Consider the following 14,382-nt stretch of genomic DNA (forward strand, 5'->3'; position numbering starts at 1 on the left):
CCGACTCGCCGAACGGGCAGGGCCTGCACGGATACGCCGCAGCCCCGGGGGCCTACACCGGGCAGGATGCGCAGCGCTGGGTCCAGGAGGCCCCCAAGAGCAACTACCGAACGCCGTTTGAACGGGACAGGGCCCGGGTGCTGCACTCTTCGGCTCTGCGCCGGCTGGGGGCAAAGACCCAGGTCGTGGCCCCGGATACGGACGATTTTGTCCGCACACGGCTCACCCACAGCCTCGAAGTGGCGCAGGTCGGCCGGGATCTGGGGCGGGCGCTGGGTTGCGACCCGGACGTGGTGGACACGGCCTGCCTGTCCCATGACCTGGGCCACCCGCCCTTTGGCCATAATGGCGAATCCGCGCTGAACGACATCGCGCACGCCATCGGCGGTTTTGAAGGCAACGCACAGACCCTGCGGCTGCTGACCAGGCTCGAACCGAAGGTCCTCGACGTCTATGGCGGCCCGGCCGGGCTGAACCTGAGCCGGGCCAGCCTCGACGCCGCCTGCAAATACCCCTGGGCTGCGCCGGACGCGCCCATCATACACGGCCAGCGGACCAGTAAATTTGGTGCCTACCAGGATGACCTGCCCGTTTTCAGCTGGCTTCGTGAAGGTGCACCGGAGGCACATTCCTGCATCGAAGCACAGGTAATGGACCTGGCGGATGACATCTCCTATTCGGTCCACGACGTCGAAGACGCCATAGTGGCCGGGCATTTCCAGCTCAAATGGCTGGATAATTCGGACCAGCGCAGCCGGGTTCTCGGCTATACACAGCAGTGGTACCTTCCACACAGTGACACGGCGGAAATCGATCACGCTCTGCGCCGGCTGGAGGCAACCCCTGTCTGGGTTCGGCATGCGGACGGCAGCAGGGCCTCGATGGCCGCGTTGAAGAACATGACCAGTCAGCTGATCGGCCGGTTCTGCCAGAGTGCGCTGGAGGCCACCCGCGGGCTCTACGGTCCGCAGCCGCTGACCCGCTACGCGGCGGATGTGATTGTGCCGCAGGAGACCGTGACGGAAATAGCCGTCATGAAGGGCCTGGCCACCACCTTCGTCATGACCACAGACCACCGCCAGCCCATCTATCAGCGCCAGCAGGACGTGCTCCAGGAGCTGGTCGCCGTGCTCAGCGCAGGAGGTGCGCAGCATCTGGAGACAATGTTCGCCGCGGACTGGGCGCAGGCCGCCGACGACGGCGCAAGGCTTCGCGTCGTCGTGGACCAGGTGGCGTCCCTTACCGACGTATCAGCCTTAGCCCTGCATGAGCGCCTTGTGGGCGCACGCCGGACGCTGCTGTAGGCAGCCGGGGGGGCAGTGACTGCGGCAGCAGTGGTGGCCTAGCCGGCCGTGTCCGAGCGGTCACGTAAGCTTGTTCCATGGCCGGGCTGATCAAACGCGAAGACATTGACGAGGTCCGGTCGCGCACGGATATCAAAGAGGTCGTTGACGGATACGTCACGCTCAAGACTGCCGGAATCGGTTCGTTCAAGGGACTGTGCCCCTTCCACGACGAGCGCAGCCCCTCCTTCCACGTCCGTCCGCAGATGGGCTATTTTCACTGCTTCGGCTGCCAGGAAAGCGGCGACGTGATCGCCTTCGTGCAGAAGATGGACCACAGCAGCTTCAGTGAAACTGTGGAAAAGCTGGCGGCCCGAATCGGCTTCGAACTCCATTACGAAGACGGCGGCTCCGGACCGCGGCGAGAGGAAATCGGGCGGCGCCAGCGGCTGCTCGACGCGCATAAAATAGCCGGCGAATTCTTCCGCGAACAGCTGCTCACCCCGGCAGCGGCCACCGGCCGCAGATTCCTGGCCGAACGCGGCTTTGAACGCTCCGCAGCGGACCATTTCGGGGTCGGGTTCGCGCCGCAAGGCTGGGATTCACTGCTTAGGCACCTCCGTGGCCGCGCCTTCACGGAAGAGGAACTCAGGCTCACCGGAATGTTCTCCGGCGGGGCAGCCGGTGGGGCCGGGACGAACCGATCGGGCGCCGGCGGCAGGTCAGGCGGAGCGGGGCAGGAGCGGTTCTATGACCGCTTCCGGGGCAGGCTCATCTGGCCGATCCGGGATATCTCCGGGGACACCATCGGCTTCGGCGCGCGCAAGCTCTTCGAGGACGACCAGGGACCGAAGTACCTGAATACTCCGGAAACGGCCCTCTACAAGAAGTCCCAGGTGCTGTACGGCATCGACCTTGCCAAACGGAACATCGCCAAAAAACGCCAGCTCGTCGTCGTTGAGGGCTACACGGATGTCATGGCGTGCCACTTGGCCGGCGTGGACACCGCCGTCGCCACTTGTGGAACGGCCTTCGGAGCCGACCACATCAAGGTGGCCCGTCGGCTGTTGTCCGACGACGGCAGCGGGGGTGAAGTCGTCTTCACGTTCGACGGCGACGCGGCAGGCCAGAAGGCGGCGCTGAAGGCCTTCGACGAGGACCAGCGCTTCGTCGCCCAGACGTACGTCGCCGTCGAACCTTCCGGCGCGGACCCCTGCGAACTCCGGCAGCGCAAGGGCGACGACGCCGTGCACTCACTGATCCGCTCCCGGCGCCCGCTCTTTGAATTCGCGATCCGTTCCGAGCTGGCGAAATTCGACCTAAGCACTGTTGAAGGCCGGGTGCAGGGTCTGCGCGCCTGCGCCCCGGTGGTCGCCGCCATTCGGGACGGATCCACCCGGACGGGCTACAGCCAGGAACTAGCAGGCTGGCTCGGGATCGCCGATCCCAACGAGGTGTTGCGGGCTGTCAACACGGCGCTCAGGCGCGGTCCCGCCCCCGCCCGCTCAGGCCGTCCGGGATCACCGGCGACAGGCACCCTCGATTCCGGACCCGCTGATCCGAGAGGCGTCCAAAGGCCCGGTACCCAGCGGCCCGGCACGCACGCCGGTACGCAGCAAGCGGCCGTCCAGTCCGCCGCGCCGCGGCACGAGCGTCCCGATCCCAAGGATCCTGCCGTCCGGATGGAGCGTGAGGCGCTGGAAGTGGCTTTGCAGCAGCCGGGGCTGCTCAGCACCGACGATTGGGCACAATTCTCCGAGGCCGAATTCGCCGTCCCTGCTTATCGGGCCGTCCACCAGGCCATCCGTGCGGTGGGGGACGCTGGAACAACGCCGGCACAGTGGCTGGAGCAGGTCCGGCAGGAGCTTCCGGAACCTCTACGGCCGGTCGTTGCCGAGCTGGCCGTAACGCCGCTCCCGGCCACCAACGACGATACCCTGCGCAATTATTGTCTGGACATCATGCGCAGGCTCTTTGAAATGCAGATAACGCGGCTCAAGGCCGAGAAAATGGGCGCTCTGCAGCGCATGGATCCCAGCGCAGATCCTGCCGCTTCGCAGCAGCTGCAGAGGGAACTAATGGAACTCGAGATCCGCCGCCGGAGCCTGCGTGGAGACCGCTGAGCGCAGGGAAGGGAAGGCTCCCGCCTGGCGATTTCGCGCCAGTGAAAACCTTTGTTATTGTTGATTCTGCGCGATCCCCTGTAGCTCAATTGGCAGAGCATTCGACTGTTAATCGAAGGGTTGCTGGTTCAAGTCCAGCCGGGGGAGCGATAGGGAGGCTCTGGCCAGCGGAAACGCCGGTCGGGGCCTCTTTTCTTCTTGGTGTTGCGACGCTGGCGGTGGGCAGGTCCCCGTTTGGAAAGCGTAAAAACCCGGTTCTGACCGTTAAGGATCCGTTAAAGCCACGGCCCCGCAGGGCCGGCCAGCCGTAAAATCGATTGAGCCGGATAATCACCTTCCTCCCGGTCACCCGTTGTGGATTGGAACCGTCATGTGGAAACTGCAGCGTGTCCTTCCGGCCCGGTCCACCCGACGGACCACGTCGCTGGTCACCCCGGGCAGCCCTGTGCAAGGGGGGCCCGGGCAGGAGGCGGCCGTCACGAACGACACCGATTTCATCACCGTCGACGACGGCGGCACGTTCACTTACTACCCCTCCTCGGCCGCCCTGTGCGGGGACTTTGAATACGCCGGTCAAACCGAATCCATCATCGACCGCGGTGCCAACCACTACCCGCTCATTCTTGATAAAAGCCGCCATGTCGCGCTGGGACGTAGCCTGGGGAAGGCGGACATGCTTTGGCTGCGCACCGCGTGGCGCGAAGTCCAGGAAGCGGCGCCGCAGCTTTATCCGCTCAACCGTGAACTCGCCGTCGCTGACCCGGCGTTTTTGTCCGGTCTTCGAAATCCTGGAACTGACCGCCGGCTATCGGCCGGCAGACCGAGTTTGGACAGTAAGCCTGCCTGGGCAGGACAGCAACCTTGAATCGCTGCCCGATCTGACGGCGCTGCTCTTAGGACTGGCAGATCTGTCTGCAGTCACGGTCGAAGACCCGTACGGATGTCACTATCGGCCTACCTGTATTGACCGGCAAGGCCCCAGCATCCCGGGACGGCATTTTGTTCTCTACACCGAGATATCCGCAGCAAAGCCGGGGCGGAGGCCGCTGTAACAGCGCGGGACAATGCGCGATGCCGTGAGCCGTCCCGGCGTCGCGGCGTAAAGGTATCGTCAAGACCGCACTGCAGCTGTGCTGGCGGTGCTAGTGTCTGCTGTGATCGCGGTGCAGGGTATAGCGCGGAAAAGAGATACAGTGACGACGTTGAGCAGGCCGCCGGCGGATCCGGGTGAGCCGAGGGTCCGGCCGGGCGCGGCCATGAAGGCATGGCTCTTACATGGTCTGCCCCAGACGAAGGGGCTGCATCAAGGTCCTCATGCGGTGCCTGCCGCTGATGAGAAGAAGCACGCATGGTGGCAGGTCATGTGCCTCACGGGGGTGGATTATTTCTCCACCCTCGGCTACCAGCCGGCCATCGCCGCATTGGCCGCCGGTGTGATCTCGCCGCTGGCTACGCTGGTGCTCATCGGCGTCACCTTGTTCGGCGCACTGCCTGTCTATCATCGGGTGGCCACGGAAAGCCCCCATGGCTCGGGTTCCATCGCCATGTTGGAGCGGCTTCTTCCCAAGTGGGGCGGCAAGTTCTTTGTTCTGGCGCTGCTCGGCTTCGCGGCGACCGACTTCATGATCACCATGACCCTCTCGGCTGCCGACGCGACCGCCCACCTGATCCAGAACCCGTTGATGCCCGGCTGGCTGCATGGCCAGAACGTTCTCGTCACTGTTTTCCTGCTGGCGTTGCTGGGCGCGGTGTTCCTGCGCGGTTTCAAGGAAGCCATTGGCGTCGCTGTGGTGCTGGTGGGGATTTACCTGGGGCTGAACGCCGTGCTTGTGGTGGCGATGCTCGTGCAGGCCCTGACCCACCCGGTAGCGGTCGGAAACTGGTGGACGGCTCTGTCCACGTCCCACGGCAATCCGCTGATGGTTGTCGGGATCGCCGTGCTCGTGTTTCCCAAGCTTGCCCTTGGCCTTTCCGGTTTCGAAACCGGCGTGGCCGTGATGCCCCAGATCCGCGGAGATGCCGCCGATACCGAAGAAAAGCCGACAGGGCGCATCCGTGGCACGAAGCGGCTGCTGACAACAGCCGCGCTCATCATGAGTGCTTTCCTGATCACCACCAGCTTCACGACGGTGGTGCTGATCCCGGAACAGGAATTCCAACCCGGTGGCCAGGCCGACGGACGCGCTCTGGCCTTTTTGGCCCACCAGTACATGGGGGTGGGGTTCGGCACCATCTATGATCTGAGCACCATCGCGATCCTGTGGTTCGCCGGGGCCTCGGCGATGGCCGGTCTGCTGAACCTGGTGCCCCGCTATTTGCCCCGGTACGGGATGGCCCCGCAGTGGGCCGGTGCCACGCGGCCGCTGGTGCTGGTCTTTACTTTGATCGGGTTCGTCATCACTTTCCTCTTCAACGCCAATGTCGATGCCCAGGGCGGCGCGTATGCCACGGGGGTGCTGGTCCTGATGACCTCCGCCGCCGTCGCGGTGACGCTTTCAGCCCGGCGCCGAAGGCAGCGCCGGCTGGCGCTGGGATTCGGGGTGATTGCGGTCGTCTTCAGCTACACAACGATCACTAATATCATCGAACGACCCGAAGGCATCCGGATCGCCGCCATCTTTATTCTCGGCATCGTCGTGATTTCGATGCTCTCCCGGGTGCGCCGTTCTTTTGAACTGCACGCAACCTCCATCCGTTTCGATGAGCAGGCCATGGAATTTGTCGCGACGGACGAGACCGGACCGATCCAGATCATCGCGCACGAACCGAAAAAGCTCAGTGCCGCAGCCTACCGGCACAAACTGACTACCGCGATGGAGAGCAGTCACCTGAATGTTCAGGGACAGGTGATCTTTCTCGAGGTCGTGGTGGATGACTCCTCGGACTTTGAGACGGACCTTGAAGTGCACGGTATTACTCGGCATGGGTTCCGCGTTCTTCAGGTTCACGGACCGGTAGTGCCAAACACCATCGCCTCGGTACTGCTTCGCATCCGTGACGTCACTGGGCTGATGCCGCACATCTACTTCCGCTGGACCGAGGGTAACCCGATTAAAAATCTGTTGCGCTTCCTTTTCTTCGGACAGGGCGAAATTGCTCCCGTCACCAGGGAAGTGCTGCGCGAGGCCGAACCCGACGTGACCCGGCGGCCCTGGGTCCATGTTGAATGACCTCCCTACCTGATTCGTCCGCTGCTGGATTTTGCCCGCCGCGCGTAGATACTCGCGGCCGCCGCCGTGGTGGCCACAGTCACCAGAGCGCCAAGCAGGATTCCGGCATCCTCGCCTGCAGAGAGCAGACCCGATTGCACGCCCAGGGTCGCTGCCGCGATCGGAACGCCGAGCTGGCCGGCGGATACGATGCCCAGCAGCCATGGCAACCCGACTGCGCGCGCGGCCAGATGCGCAACGACTGCCGCACCGCCAAGGCACAGCCCGAGGATAATCATGCCGGGGTGCATGGCGAGTCCGTGCAAATCGATCGAGGAACCGAGCCAGATGAAGAACAACGGGCCGAAGAATCCTTCCGTGATGCCGAAAAGCTGCCGGGCAAGCCGCCGCGGTTCACCGATCGATCCGACCACCGAGCCGAGCGCGAATCCGGCCAGCATGATCGAGACATGGGAGACCTGTGCGAGCGCCGCCAACGTGAGCAGCAGAAGCAGGCTCACGCGAAGCTCGAGGGCAAACCGACGGCTCTCGGACCAACGGTGAAAACGCCGCAAAGCCTTCCGACGATCCAATACATGCAAAACGGCGAAAAGGACTGCGGCGGCTGCAGCGATTCCGAGTGTGCCAAGAGCCGCGGGCCCGGCATGGGCAGGGTCAATCGCCGACGGCAGGGCTACGATGCACACCAGATCGGCAACGGCCACCTGAACGGTCAGCCGCAGAACTGCGTTCCCACGCAGGTGCAGGGAACTCGTAATCGGCAAGATCAGAGCCGCCGACGAGGATGCGATCAGAACCGCATACAACGTGGCATGCCCTGTGCCGAATACGGCGGACAACGCCGCGCCCGCCCCCACGGCAACGGCACCGACAAGGACAGCGCCTTGGATGCCATGCTTGAGTGCTACGGCGACTGCCGGGTTATGTAGTGGTACGTGCGCCCCGACGATGAACATGGTGAGGCCGAATCCGATGTTCGCGAGCAAGCGGAACGTTGGCTCGGAGGGATCCACAAGTCCTAATCCCGACGCGCCGATGACAACGCCGGCCAACAACTCACCAACCACAACGGGAATATTCCACGAACGCCGGCCAGCGACGATCGGACCCAGTAAGCCGGCGAGCACAACGAGCGTAAGGGTTGCGAAGCTCATGTGCTCACACTAACCGCAGGCTCAGGTCACCGAACTGTCCCTGCGGGTGTTGGCGAACAGCACCGATGACCGGCAGCATCGGGCCCTGCCCGCGCTGCTATGCATATTTGGACTCGCATAGTACGTTTGTATAATGGTTGGATTAATAGCTGTACTTCTTGTCGTTTGGCTGGTCCTCGCGATCCTGGGTTTTGTGGTCAAGGGACTGGTTTGGTTGGCCGTCGTCGGAATCATCTTGTTCGTGGCCACTGGAGTCATCGGTTGGGTCCGGCGCAAGGCATTGAGTAAGTAATTCCCGAAAGGTCGGCCGCTTTGCAGCGGCCGACCTTTTGAGCTCCGTAGCCCCGTTCACGGTTGTTGGTTCCCTCTGCGGAAACAGCTGGAACTGCGGCGATGATTTCTAGACGAAGCTCATCTCAACCTGCAGGAAGCGTTCAGCTTCGGCCACCGCGGCCGCAAACGCTTCATCCTCGGTTGGGGATTGCCGTGGCAGGCGGGGGTGCCATTCGTGTGCGGATGAACGCACGCGTTCAAAGCCGGCTCCGGGCGGGGCATAAAAGATGCCAAAACGTTGTACCGGCCATTCCGGTGATGTCTCCGGAGCCACCAGCATTGCCGCACCGAGGGCTGGATTGAACCACTGGGCTATTGGCCGGCGTCGATCCTCGGCAAATAACCCGCCCGCAAAAAGGGTGGCAGATTCGTGGCCGGATTCCGCACACAAGCGATCCCACCACAGGCTCAAGAGAGAATTGTCCTGCCTTTGCCACGTGGCTGGAATCGGCTCAGGATACTGCCTTTTAGGCATGTACCGATTTTATCCCTGCGGGCGTCCCGGGAACAGAGGGCGGCTACTTGCCGCCGGGATTGACGCGGTACATGGCTGCTCCGAGGACTGCGGCGCCGATAATGGCGGGCCATAACCTGTTGCCGAAGTAGCCGCCCAGTAGCAAACCAAGAATGCCACCGAGGAGGATGCCGGCGAAAAGGCCGCGGCCATTGCGGTTCGGGCGGGAGTTGGACATGGGAAAATCTTACCAACCGTGAATGCCGACGACCGGGTCCATGTGGAAAGGACGACGGCGGCGGGCGGGGTACCCGCCGCGGGAAGCGGGCGCCGGACCCGGGTGGCGGACCCGGCACTACAGGGCAGGCACGGTTCGTGGCCTGACAACGAGCCAAAGGGAAATAATGAGCAGGGCTATACAGCCGGCCATAACGGCACCCATCGGGGTAGCGCTGCCAACGCCGAGCAGTCCCACAACAGGGGAGATGAGGCCGGCCACGCCGAATGTTGCCGCGCCGAGCAGAGACGCCGCTGTTCCTGCCTGATGTCCATGGTTGGAAAGTCCGAGAACCTGGATGCACGGGAAGACAAAACCGGTGGCCATGATGTAGAACCACAGCGGCACCATCACGCACCACAGGCCAAGATGGAACTGATCAAAGACCACGATCAACACAGCCATCAGCAGCTGCATGGCACTGGCCGCGGCAATCACCCATTGTGGACCAAGCCGACGCAGCAGCCGGGCGGAGGTCTGCACGCCGGCCACGATTCCGAGCGAATTTATTCCGAAGAGCAAACCGTACTGTTGCGGTGAAAATTCGTAGATTTTCTGAAAGAGGAACGGGGAAGCAGACAGGTAGGTGAATAGACCGCCGAAATTCAGACCGCCAACCAGCAGCGTGCCGACAAAGATCCTGTCCGAGAAGAGGATCCGGTAGCGCTGGCGCATGGTTGATCCGGAGCGTCGTCGTTGTTCTATCGGTAGAGTCTCGACGATCAGGAAGGACGCCGCCAGCAGCACGATGAGTCCATAGGAGGCCAGGAACCAAAAGATCCCGGGCCACGCCACTATGCCTAGCAGTTGGGAGCCGATGACCGGCGCCAGAATGGGCGCCATCCCGTTTACCAGGGCCAGACGTGAGAGCATCCTGACAAGCGGGTAGCCGCTGAATAGATCACGGACCATCGCCATCGCAACGACGCCACCGCCGGCTGCGCCGATTCCCTGCAGCACGCGGAACACCCCCAGCATGGTGATATCAGTGGACAGCGCAGCCCCCGTCGATGCCAGTACATGGACGGCAGTGGCCAGGATCAGCGGCATCCGGCGGCCGAATTTGTCGCTGAACGGTCCCACCACCAGCTGGCCAACGGCAAAACCTATGGTGGTCGCGGTGAGAGTCAGCGCAATTGCCGTGGCGCTGGCATTGAGTTCCTTTTCCAGGATGGGGAACGCCGGCAGATAAAGATCCACAGTGAAGGGGCCTAGGGCCGTGAGCAGCCCGAGGACCAGGATGTAGACAAATTTCTGCCGATGCGACAATTCGTCGCCGGGATGGGTATTCGAGCTCAAAAAAAGAATCCTCAGATGTTTAGGAAGCCGTAGCGTGCGGTTGGCCAGTCACTATGCTGGTAGTTCAGTGGTCACCTGCCGGCAATCCGAAAAGCAGATCGGCTGCGTCCTCATCGTAGGGCCTGAGTCAGTGGAGGAGAAAGTGATGGAATCCGAACAAGGGGCGGCCGCACCCAAACGGGGCAAGGTTATCGGGGTCACCATTGCAGCGGCACTGGGGGGGCTCCTCTTTGGGTTCGACACGGCCGTTATCAACGGTGCCAACGAGGCGATCCGCCAGGAGTTCGCCCTGGATCCTGCGGTCTTGGGATTTGTTGTCGCCGTGACGCTGCTTGGCTGCGCGGCCGGTGCCTGGTTCGCTGGCCAGTTGGCCGATCTTTGGGGCCGAAAAAAAGTCATGGTGTTGGCCGCCATTCTCTTCGTTGCCAGCTCGTTAGGCGCAGGCTTCTCCTTCGCCGCTTGGGATTTGATGATCTGGCGGTTTATCGGCGGCTTGGCAATCGGGACGGCCTCGGTGATTGCTCCGGCCTACATTGCCGAGGTCGCGCCCGCCAGGATGCGCGGCGCGTTGGGATCGCTGCAGCAGCTGGCCATCACCTCCGGAATCTTTCTGGCATTGCTCTCGGATGCGTTCCTGGCCGACTCCGCCGGGAGCGCTATGGACCAGTTCTGGCTCGGCCTGCCTGCATGGCGCTGGATGCTGCTGGTGGGCGTGATTCCGGCCGCTGTCTATGGTGGGCTATCGCTGGGAATCCCGGAGTCCCCGCAATATCTACTGCGAGTGGGGCGGGTCGACGAAGCGCGAAAGGTCATCACCAACGTCGTCGGCAGCCGTAACCCGGATGCGCGGATCAAGGAAATACAGGACAGTTTCGAGCGCGAAGATAAGTCAAGTTTCCGCGAACTGCGTGGCCCGATGCTGGGCCTGCAGCCCATTCTTTGGATAGGTATGGCGGTGGCGGCGCTTCAGCAACTGGTGGGCATTAACGCCATTTTCTACTACTCGAACACTCTTTGGCAGTCGGTGGGCTTTAGCGAAAAAGACTCCTTTACGACGTCGGTCATTACCTCGATCATCAATGTCGCCTTGACGTTCGTGGCAATATTCTTTGTGGACAAGGTGGGGCGCACCAAGCTTTTGCTGGTCGGTTCGGTGGGAATGTTCCTTGGTCTGCTGGCGGCGGCTATTTCCTTCTCGCAGGCATCCGGCAGCGGCGCCAATATCTCGCTGCCGGCACCGTGGGGTGCTGTGGCACTGGTGGGTGCCAACGTCTTCGTCATTTTCTTCGCAGCCACATGGGGACCGGTGATGTGGGTGGTGCTGGGCGAGATATTCCCCAACCGCATCCGCAGCATGGCCCTCGGACTGACGGCTATGGTCAACTGGATCTTCAATTTCATTGTGACGTTGTTGTTCCCGATACTCAGCGCGGCCGTGGGACTTGGCTACGTCTACGGGGGATTTGCGCTCTTTGCCGCCTTGTCCTTCTGGTTCGTGAAAACGAAAATGCCTGACGTCAGCGGCCGGGAGCTTGAAGACAAGGGCAAGCTGCTCAAGGCATGAGTTATTGGGGCGCTTTGCATCGGTGCCGGAGCACCATGGCACCGGCACCCGTTGGCTCGATGGTAATTTTGAGAAGTAAGGCGCCGGAGCGATCGGTGCATAGTGCACGTGCGGCCAGCACGTCTGCAGGTTCCAACGATGGAGGCGGTTCCGATGAGTAGTGCTCGACACGCCAAGACCGGTCCCCTGGAAGCGCGTTCCGCGGGCACCGGGTCCACCCTGATGGGCGCGCTTAAGCTGGTGTCCCGGCTGGTCCCCAAGCAGCTCAATGATGAATTGGCGCTGGCTAAGGCCGAGCTTAAACGCAAGGGTGTGGCTCTGGGCATTGCGTCGGCAATATTCGCGGTCGCGCTGGTCTTCCTGGCCCTCCTGGTGGTTGCCTTGATCGTGGCTGGCATTATGGGGCTCGCCTCGGTCATGCCGGCGTGGCTGGCTGCTCTCCTGGTTGCGGCGTTCTTCTTAGTGCTGCTGCTGATTGCTGGTTTGATCGGGTTCCTTAAGCTCAAGAAGGCTCTACCGCTTAAACCGGAGCAGGCTTTGACGGGGTTGCGCTATGACGTCGGCATTGCCAAGGAGGGCGGCACCTTCGATGCATCAACGCTGGTTGCCGAGCCGATGAGCAAGGCGGAGACGAAGGCCAAAAAGGCGGAGAAGGCGGCGAAGGCCAAGCGCGCCAAGGCCGAGAAGGAAGCCAAAGCAGTCCAGAACGGTCCTGCCCCCAGTGAGCACGATCTCAGCGCGCGGACCGCAGCGCGGCGGGAGCATTTGCTCGCACTGCGGGCCACGATCATTGCCCGCGCGGATATCCGAAGGGACGCGCGCATTCTTTGGCAAAACGCCAAAATTACGGCCGACGACGCCGCCGCTGACACCCGGCACAAGATGGCTGAGCTGTCGGGCACAGCTGCGGTTGAAACGGCCAAGGAACGTTGGATCCCAGCCAGTGTCTTTGTTGTTTCGACGGCCGTACTGGTTGTCCTCCTGCGAAGGCTGATCCGCAAATAGCAGGCTCGACCACGAGGCGCAGAGAGGGGCGGTGTGAGACTGATCGGCGCGGGTACCCGACGGGGTGCGGCCCTGACGGACCACGAGGTGGTCTTCACCGTCCCCAATGTACTCACTGTGCTTCGTTTTCTTGGCGTGCCCCTGTTCATGTGGCTCGTTCTGGCCAGGGAGCAATACGGCTATGGGGTCCTGGTCTTGGCTATCATGGCAGGCACGGACTGGGTGGATGGCTACGTCGCGCGCCGTTTCGACCAGATGTCCAGACTGGGACGGGTCCTGGACCCGATCGCGGACCGGCTGGCGCTGACTGCGGTGGCGGTGACATTGGTGATTGCCGGTATTGCGCCGTGGTGGTTGCTCGCCGCGCTGGTTATTCCGGATGCGATTTTGCTGGCGCTGTGCATAGTCTTCTTCCGTTGGCACCCCGACCTGCCCGTCAGCATCCTGGGCAAGGTGCGGATGGCCGCGCTGCTTCTGGGAACTCCGTTGCTCCTGCTCGCCAAGGCGGTGGGATCGGAGCCTAATGCGCTTCAGGTTGTCGCCTGGATTATTTTGGTCATTGGCCTTGCCGGGCATCTGATTGCGGCCGTGAGCTATTATCGGGCCATCGTGGAAAAGCACCGCCGGGAACCGAGGCCGAAGGGCCCGGCGGCAGAAGGTAGACCAACATGATGTTGCTTGCCGTCGCCTGTGCAGTGGCGGGAGCTTTTTTTCTGGCCTTCGGGGCCCAACGCCAGGGCAGCGCCGTTCAGGCTAACACCGGCGGGTTGGCCTTGGGGGGAAACGGTTTTCTCCGGCTGCTGCGCAATCCCCGCTGGGTGCTGGGCCTGTCGCTATTGGGTGCTGGCATGGCGTTGAATGTTGTGGCCCTGACGTTGGGTACGCTGACGGTGATCCAGCCGATCGGTGCCATCGCACTGGTGATCACCACCGTGGTCAATGCCAAGGATCAAGGCATCAGACTCAACCGGGGCACGGTCGTATCAATTTCTTTATGTGTGACCGGCAGCGCCCTGTTCGTCCTCCTCGCCGTGAACGTGGTGCGGGAAAACACGCACGTCACCGCTGTGGAGGAACTGACGGTCGTGCTGCTGCTTGCCGTCGTCGTCGGCATTCTCGGCTCGTGTATGGCGCTGTTCAAACACCGGCTGAAGGCCTTTTTTTACATCCTCGGCGCCGGCGTCCTCTTCGGTTTCGTGGCGGTGCTGACCCGAATAATCTCCAAGCAGCTTTTCGACCCGAACGGGCTGTTTCTGCTGAATTTGCAGTGGTACTCCATCCTGGCGATCGCCACAGCCGGCGGCCTTGGATCCTGGTTCGTGCAGAATGCCTATGCCAGTGGCCCCCCGGATCTGGTGATCGCCGGGCTGACCGTGATTGATCCCATGGTGGGCATTGCGATCGGCATCAGCATCCTCGGTGAATTGCGTCCGGATGTTCCCGCCGTGGTCGCGATTGGCATGGCTGGAGCCGCTTTGCTTGCTATCGTGGGAGTCATCGCGCTGTCCCGGCACCATCCGGATGTGGTCAAAAAACGGGACGAACCCCGAAAAGACCGCAGGAAGGGTCCGCGGAAAGCCGTGAAGCGGTAGCCGAGAAGGTTGCAGCAGCAGTACCGCAGATGCAGGACAGCAGAGCGGAAGTACGACGGCGCCGAAAAGCCCGGCGTGCGCCGGTTCGGTAGGAGCCGGTCCAGTGAGAAGCCACCAGGAGTAATTTC

General features: G+C 62.5%; 13 protein-coding genes and 1 tRNA gene. 10 read left to right on the top strand and 4 right to left on the bottom strand.

Annotated features, from left to right (window positions below; translation table 11 throughout):
* Nucleotides 1–23 precede the first annotated feature (23 nt).
* The 5 genes from OS914_RS06880 (at nt 24) to OS914_RS06900 (ending at nt 6,576) form a co-directional block, all read left to right on the top strand.
* Complete coding sequence (locus OS914_RS06880) at nt 24–1,304, top strand: deoxyguanosinetriphosphate triphosphohydrolase (RefSeq protein WP_267545464.1); 1,281 nt, start codon at nt 24–26, stop codon at nt 1,302–1,304.
* Nucleotides 1,305–1,381: 77 nt separating this feature from the next.
* Nucleotides 1,382–3,406 carry a DNA primase gene (locus OS914_RS06885; RefSeq protein WP_267545317.1) on the top strand — a complete coding sequence of 675 codons (2,025 nt, stop codon included), beginning with the start codon at nt 1,382–1,384 and terminating at the stop codon, nt 3,404–3,406.
* Between the two features lie 74 nt (nt 3,407–3,480).
* Nucleotides 3,481–3,553 (top strand) — tRNA-Asn (locus tag OS914_RS06890).
* A 223-nt stretch (nt 3,554–3,776) separates the two neighbouring features.
* Entirely contained in the window at nt 3,777–4,271 is a 495-nt protein-coding gene (locus tag OS914_RS06895) for a hypothetical protein (protein ID WP_267545318.1), read from the top strand.
* Between the two features lie 328 nt (nt 4,272–4,599).
* Complete coding sequence (locus OS914_RS06900) at nt 4,600–6,576, top strand: APC family permease (protein ID WP_267545319.1); 1,977 nt, start codon at nt 4,600–4,602, stop codon at nt 6,574–6,576.
* A gap of 5 nt (nt 6,577–6,581) precedes the next feature.
* Here the strand turns inward: OS914_RS06900 and OS914_RS06905 are convergent, their stop codons facing one another.
* Nucleotides 6,582–7,730 (bottom strand): cation:proton antiporter, encoded by a 1,149-nt coding sequence (locus OS914_RS06905; protein ID WP_267545320.1) that lies wholly within the window; start codon nt 7,728–7,730, stop codon nt 6,582–6,584.
* Between the two features lie 133 nt (nt 7,731–7,863).
* On the opposite strand from OS914_RS06905, the gene OS914_RS06910 reads away from it, so the two are divergent.
* Nucleotides 7,864–8,022 carry a hypothetical protein gene (locus OS914_RS06910; protein ID WP_267545321.1) on the top strand — a complete coding sequence of 53 codons (159 nt, stop codon included), beginning with the start codon at nt 7,864–7,866 and terminating at the stop codon, nt 8,020–8,022.
* A gap of 108 nt (nt 8,023–8,130) precedes the next feature.
* Here OS914_RS06910 and OS914_RS06915 read toward each other — a convergent pair whose 3' ends face one another.
* From OS914_RS06915 to OS914_RS06925, 3 genes are all read right to left on the bottom strand, one after another.
* The gene (locus tag OS914_RS06915) at nt 8,131–8,538 is read right to left on the bottom strand and encodes a hypothetical protein (RefSeq protein ID WP_267545322.1); all 408 of its coding nucleotides are present in this window, start codon (nt 8,536–8,538) and stop codon (nt 8,131–8,133) included.
* A gap of 43 nt (nt 8,539–8,581) precedes the next feature.
* Nucleotides 8,582–8,755 (bottom strand): hypothetical protein, encoded by a 174-nt coding sequence (locus OS914_RS06920; protein WP_267545323.1) that lies wholly within the window; start codon nt 8,753–8,755, stop codon nt 8,582–8,584.
* 117 nt (nt 8,756–8,872) lie between these two features.
* A complete protein-coding gene (locus tag OS914_RS06925; RefSeq protein WP_267545324.1) occupies nt 8,873–10,093 on the bottom strand; it encodes a multidrug effflux MFS transporter in 1,221 nt (406 codons plus the stop codon).
* A 145-nt stretch (nt 10,094–10,238) separates the two neighbouring features.
* On the opposite strand from OS914_RS06925, the gene OS914_RS06930 reads away from it, so the two are divergent.
* From OS914_RS06930 to OS914_RS06945, 4 genes are all read left to right on the top strand, one after another.
* A complete protein-coding gene (locus OS914_RS06930) occupies nt 10,239–11,657 on the top strand; it encodes a sugar porter family MFS transporter (protein ID WP_267545325.1) in 1,419 nt (472 codons plus the stop codon).
* A gap of 153 nt (nt 11,658–11,810) precedes the next feature.
* Nucleotides 11,811–12,662, top strand: coding sequence for a phage holin family protein (locus OS914_RS06935; protein WP_267545326.1), 852 nt, complete (start codon nt 11,811–11,813; stop codon nt 12,660–12,662).
* A 33-nt stretch (nt 12,663–12,695) separates the two neighbouring features.
* Nucleotides 12,696–13,334 (top strand): CDP-alcohol phosphatidyltransferase family protein, encoded by a 639-nt coding sequence (locus OS914_RS06940; RefSeq protein ID WP_267545327.1) that lies wholly within the window; start codon nt 12,696–12,698, stop codon nt 13,332–13,334.
* Nucleotides 13,331–14,254 carry a DMT family transporter gene (locus OS914_RS06945; RefSeq protein ID WP_267545328.1) on the top strand — a complete coding sequence of 308 codons (924 nt, stop codon included), beginning with the start codon at nt 13,331–13,333 and terminating at the stop codon, nt 14,252–14,254. The genes OS914_RS06940 and OS914_RS06945 overlap by 4 nt, the downstream gene beginning before the upstream one ends.
* Nucleotides 14,255–14,382 lie beyond the last annotated feature (128 nt).

This window comes from Arthrobacter endolithicus, from assembly GCF_026627425.1.
Classification (GTDB): Bacteria; Actinomycetota; Actinomycetes; order Actinomycetales; family Micrococcaceae; genus Arthrobacter_M.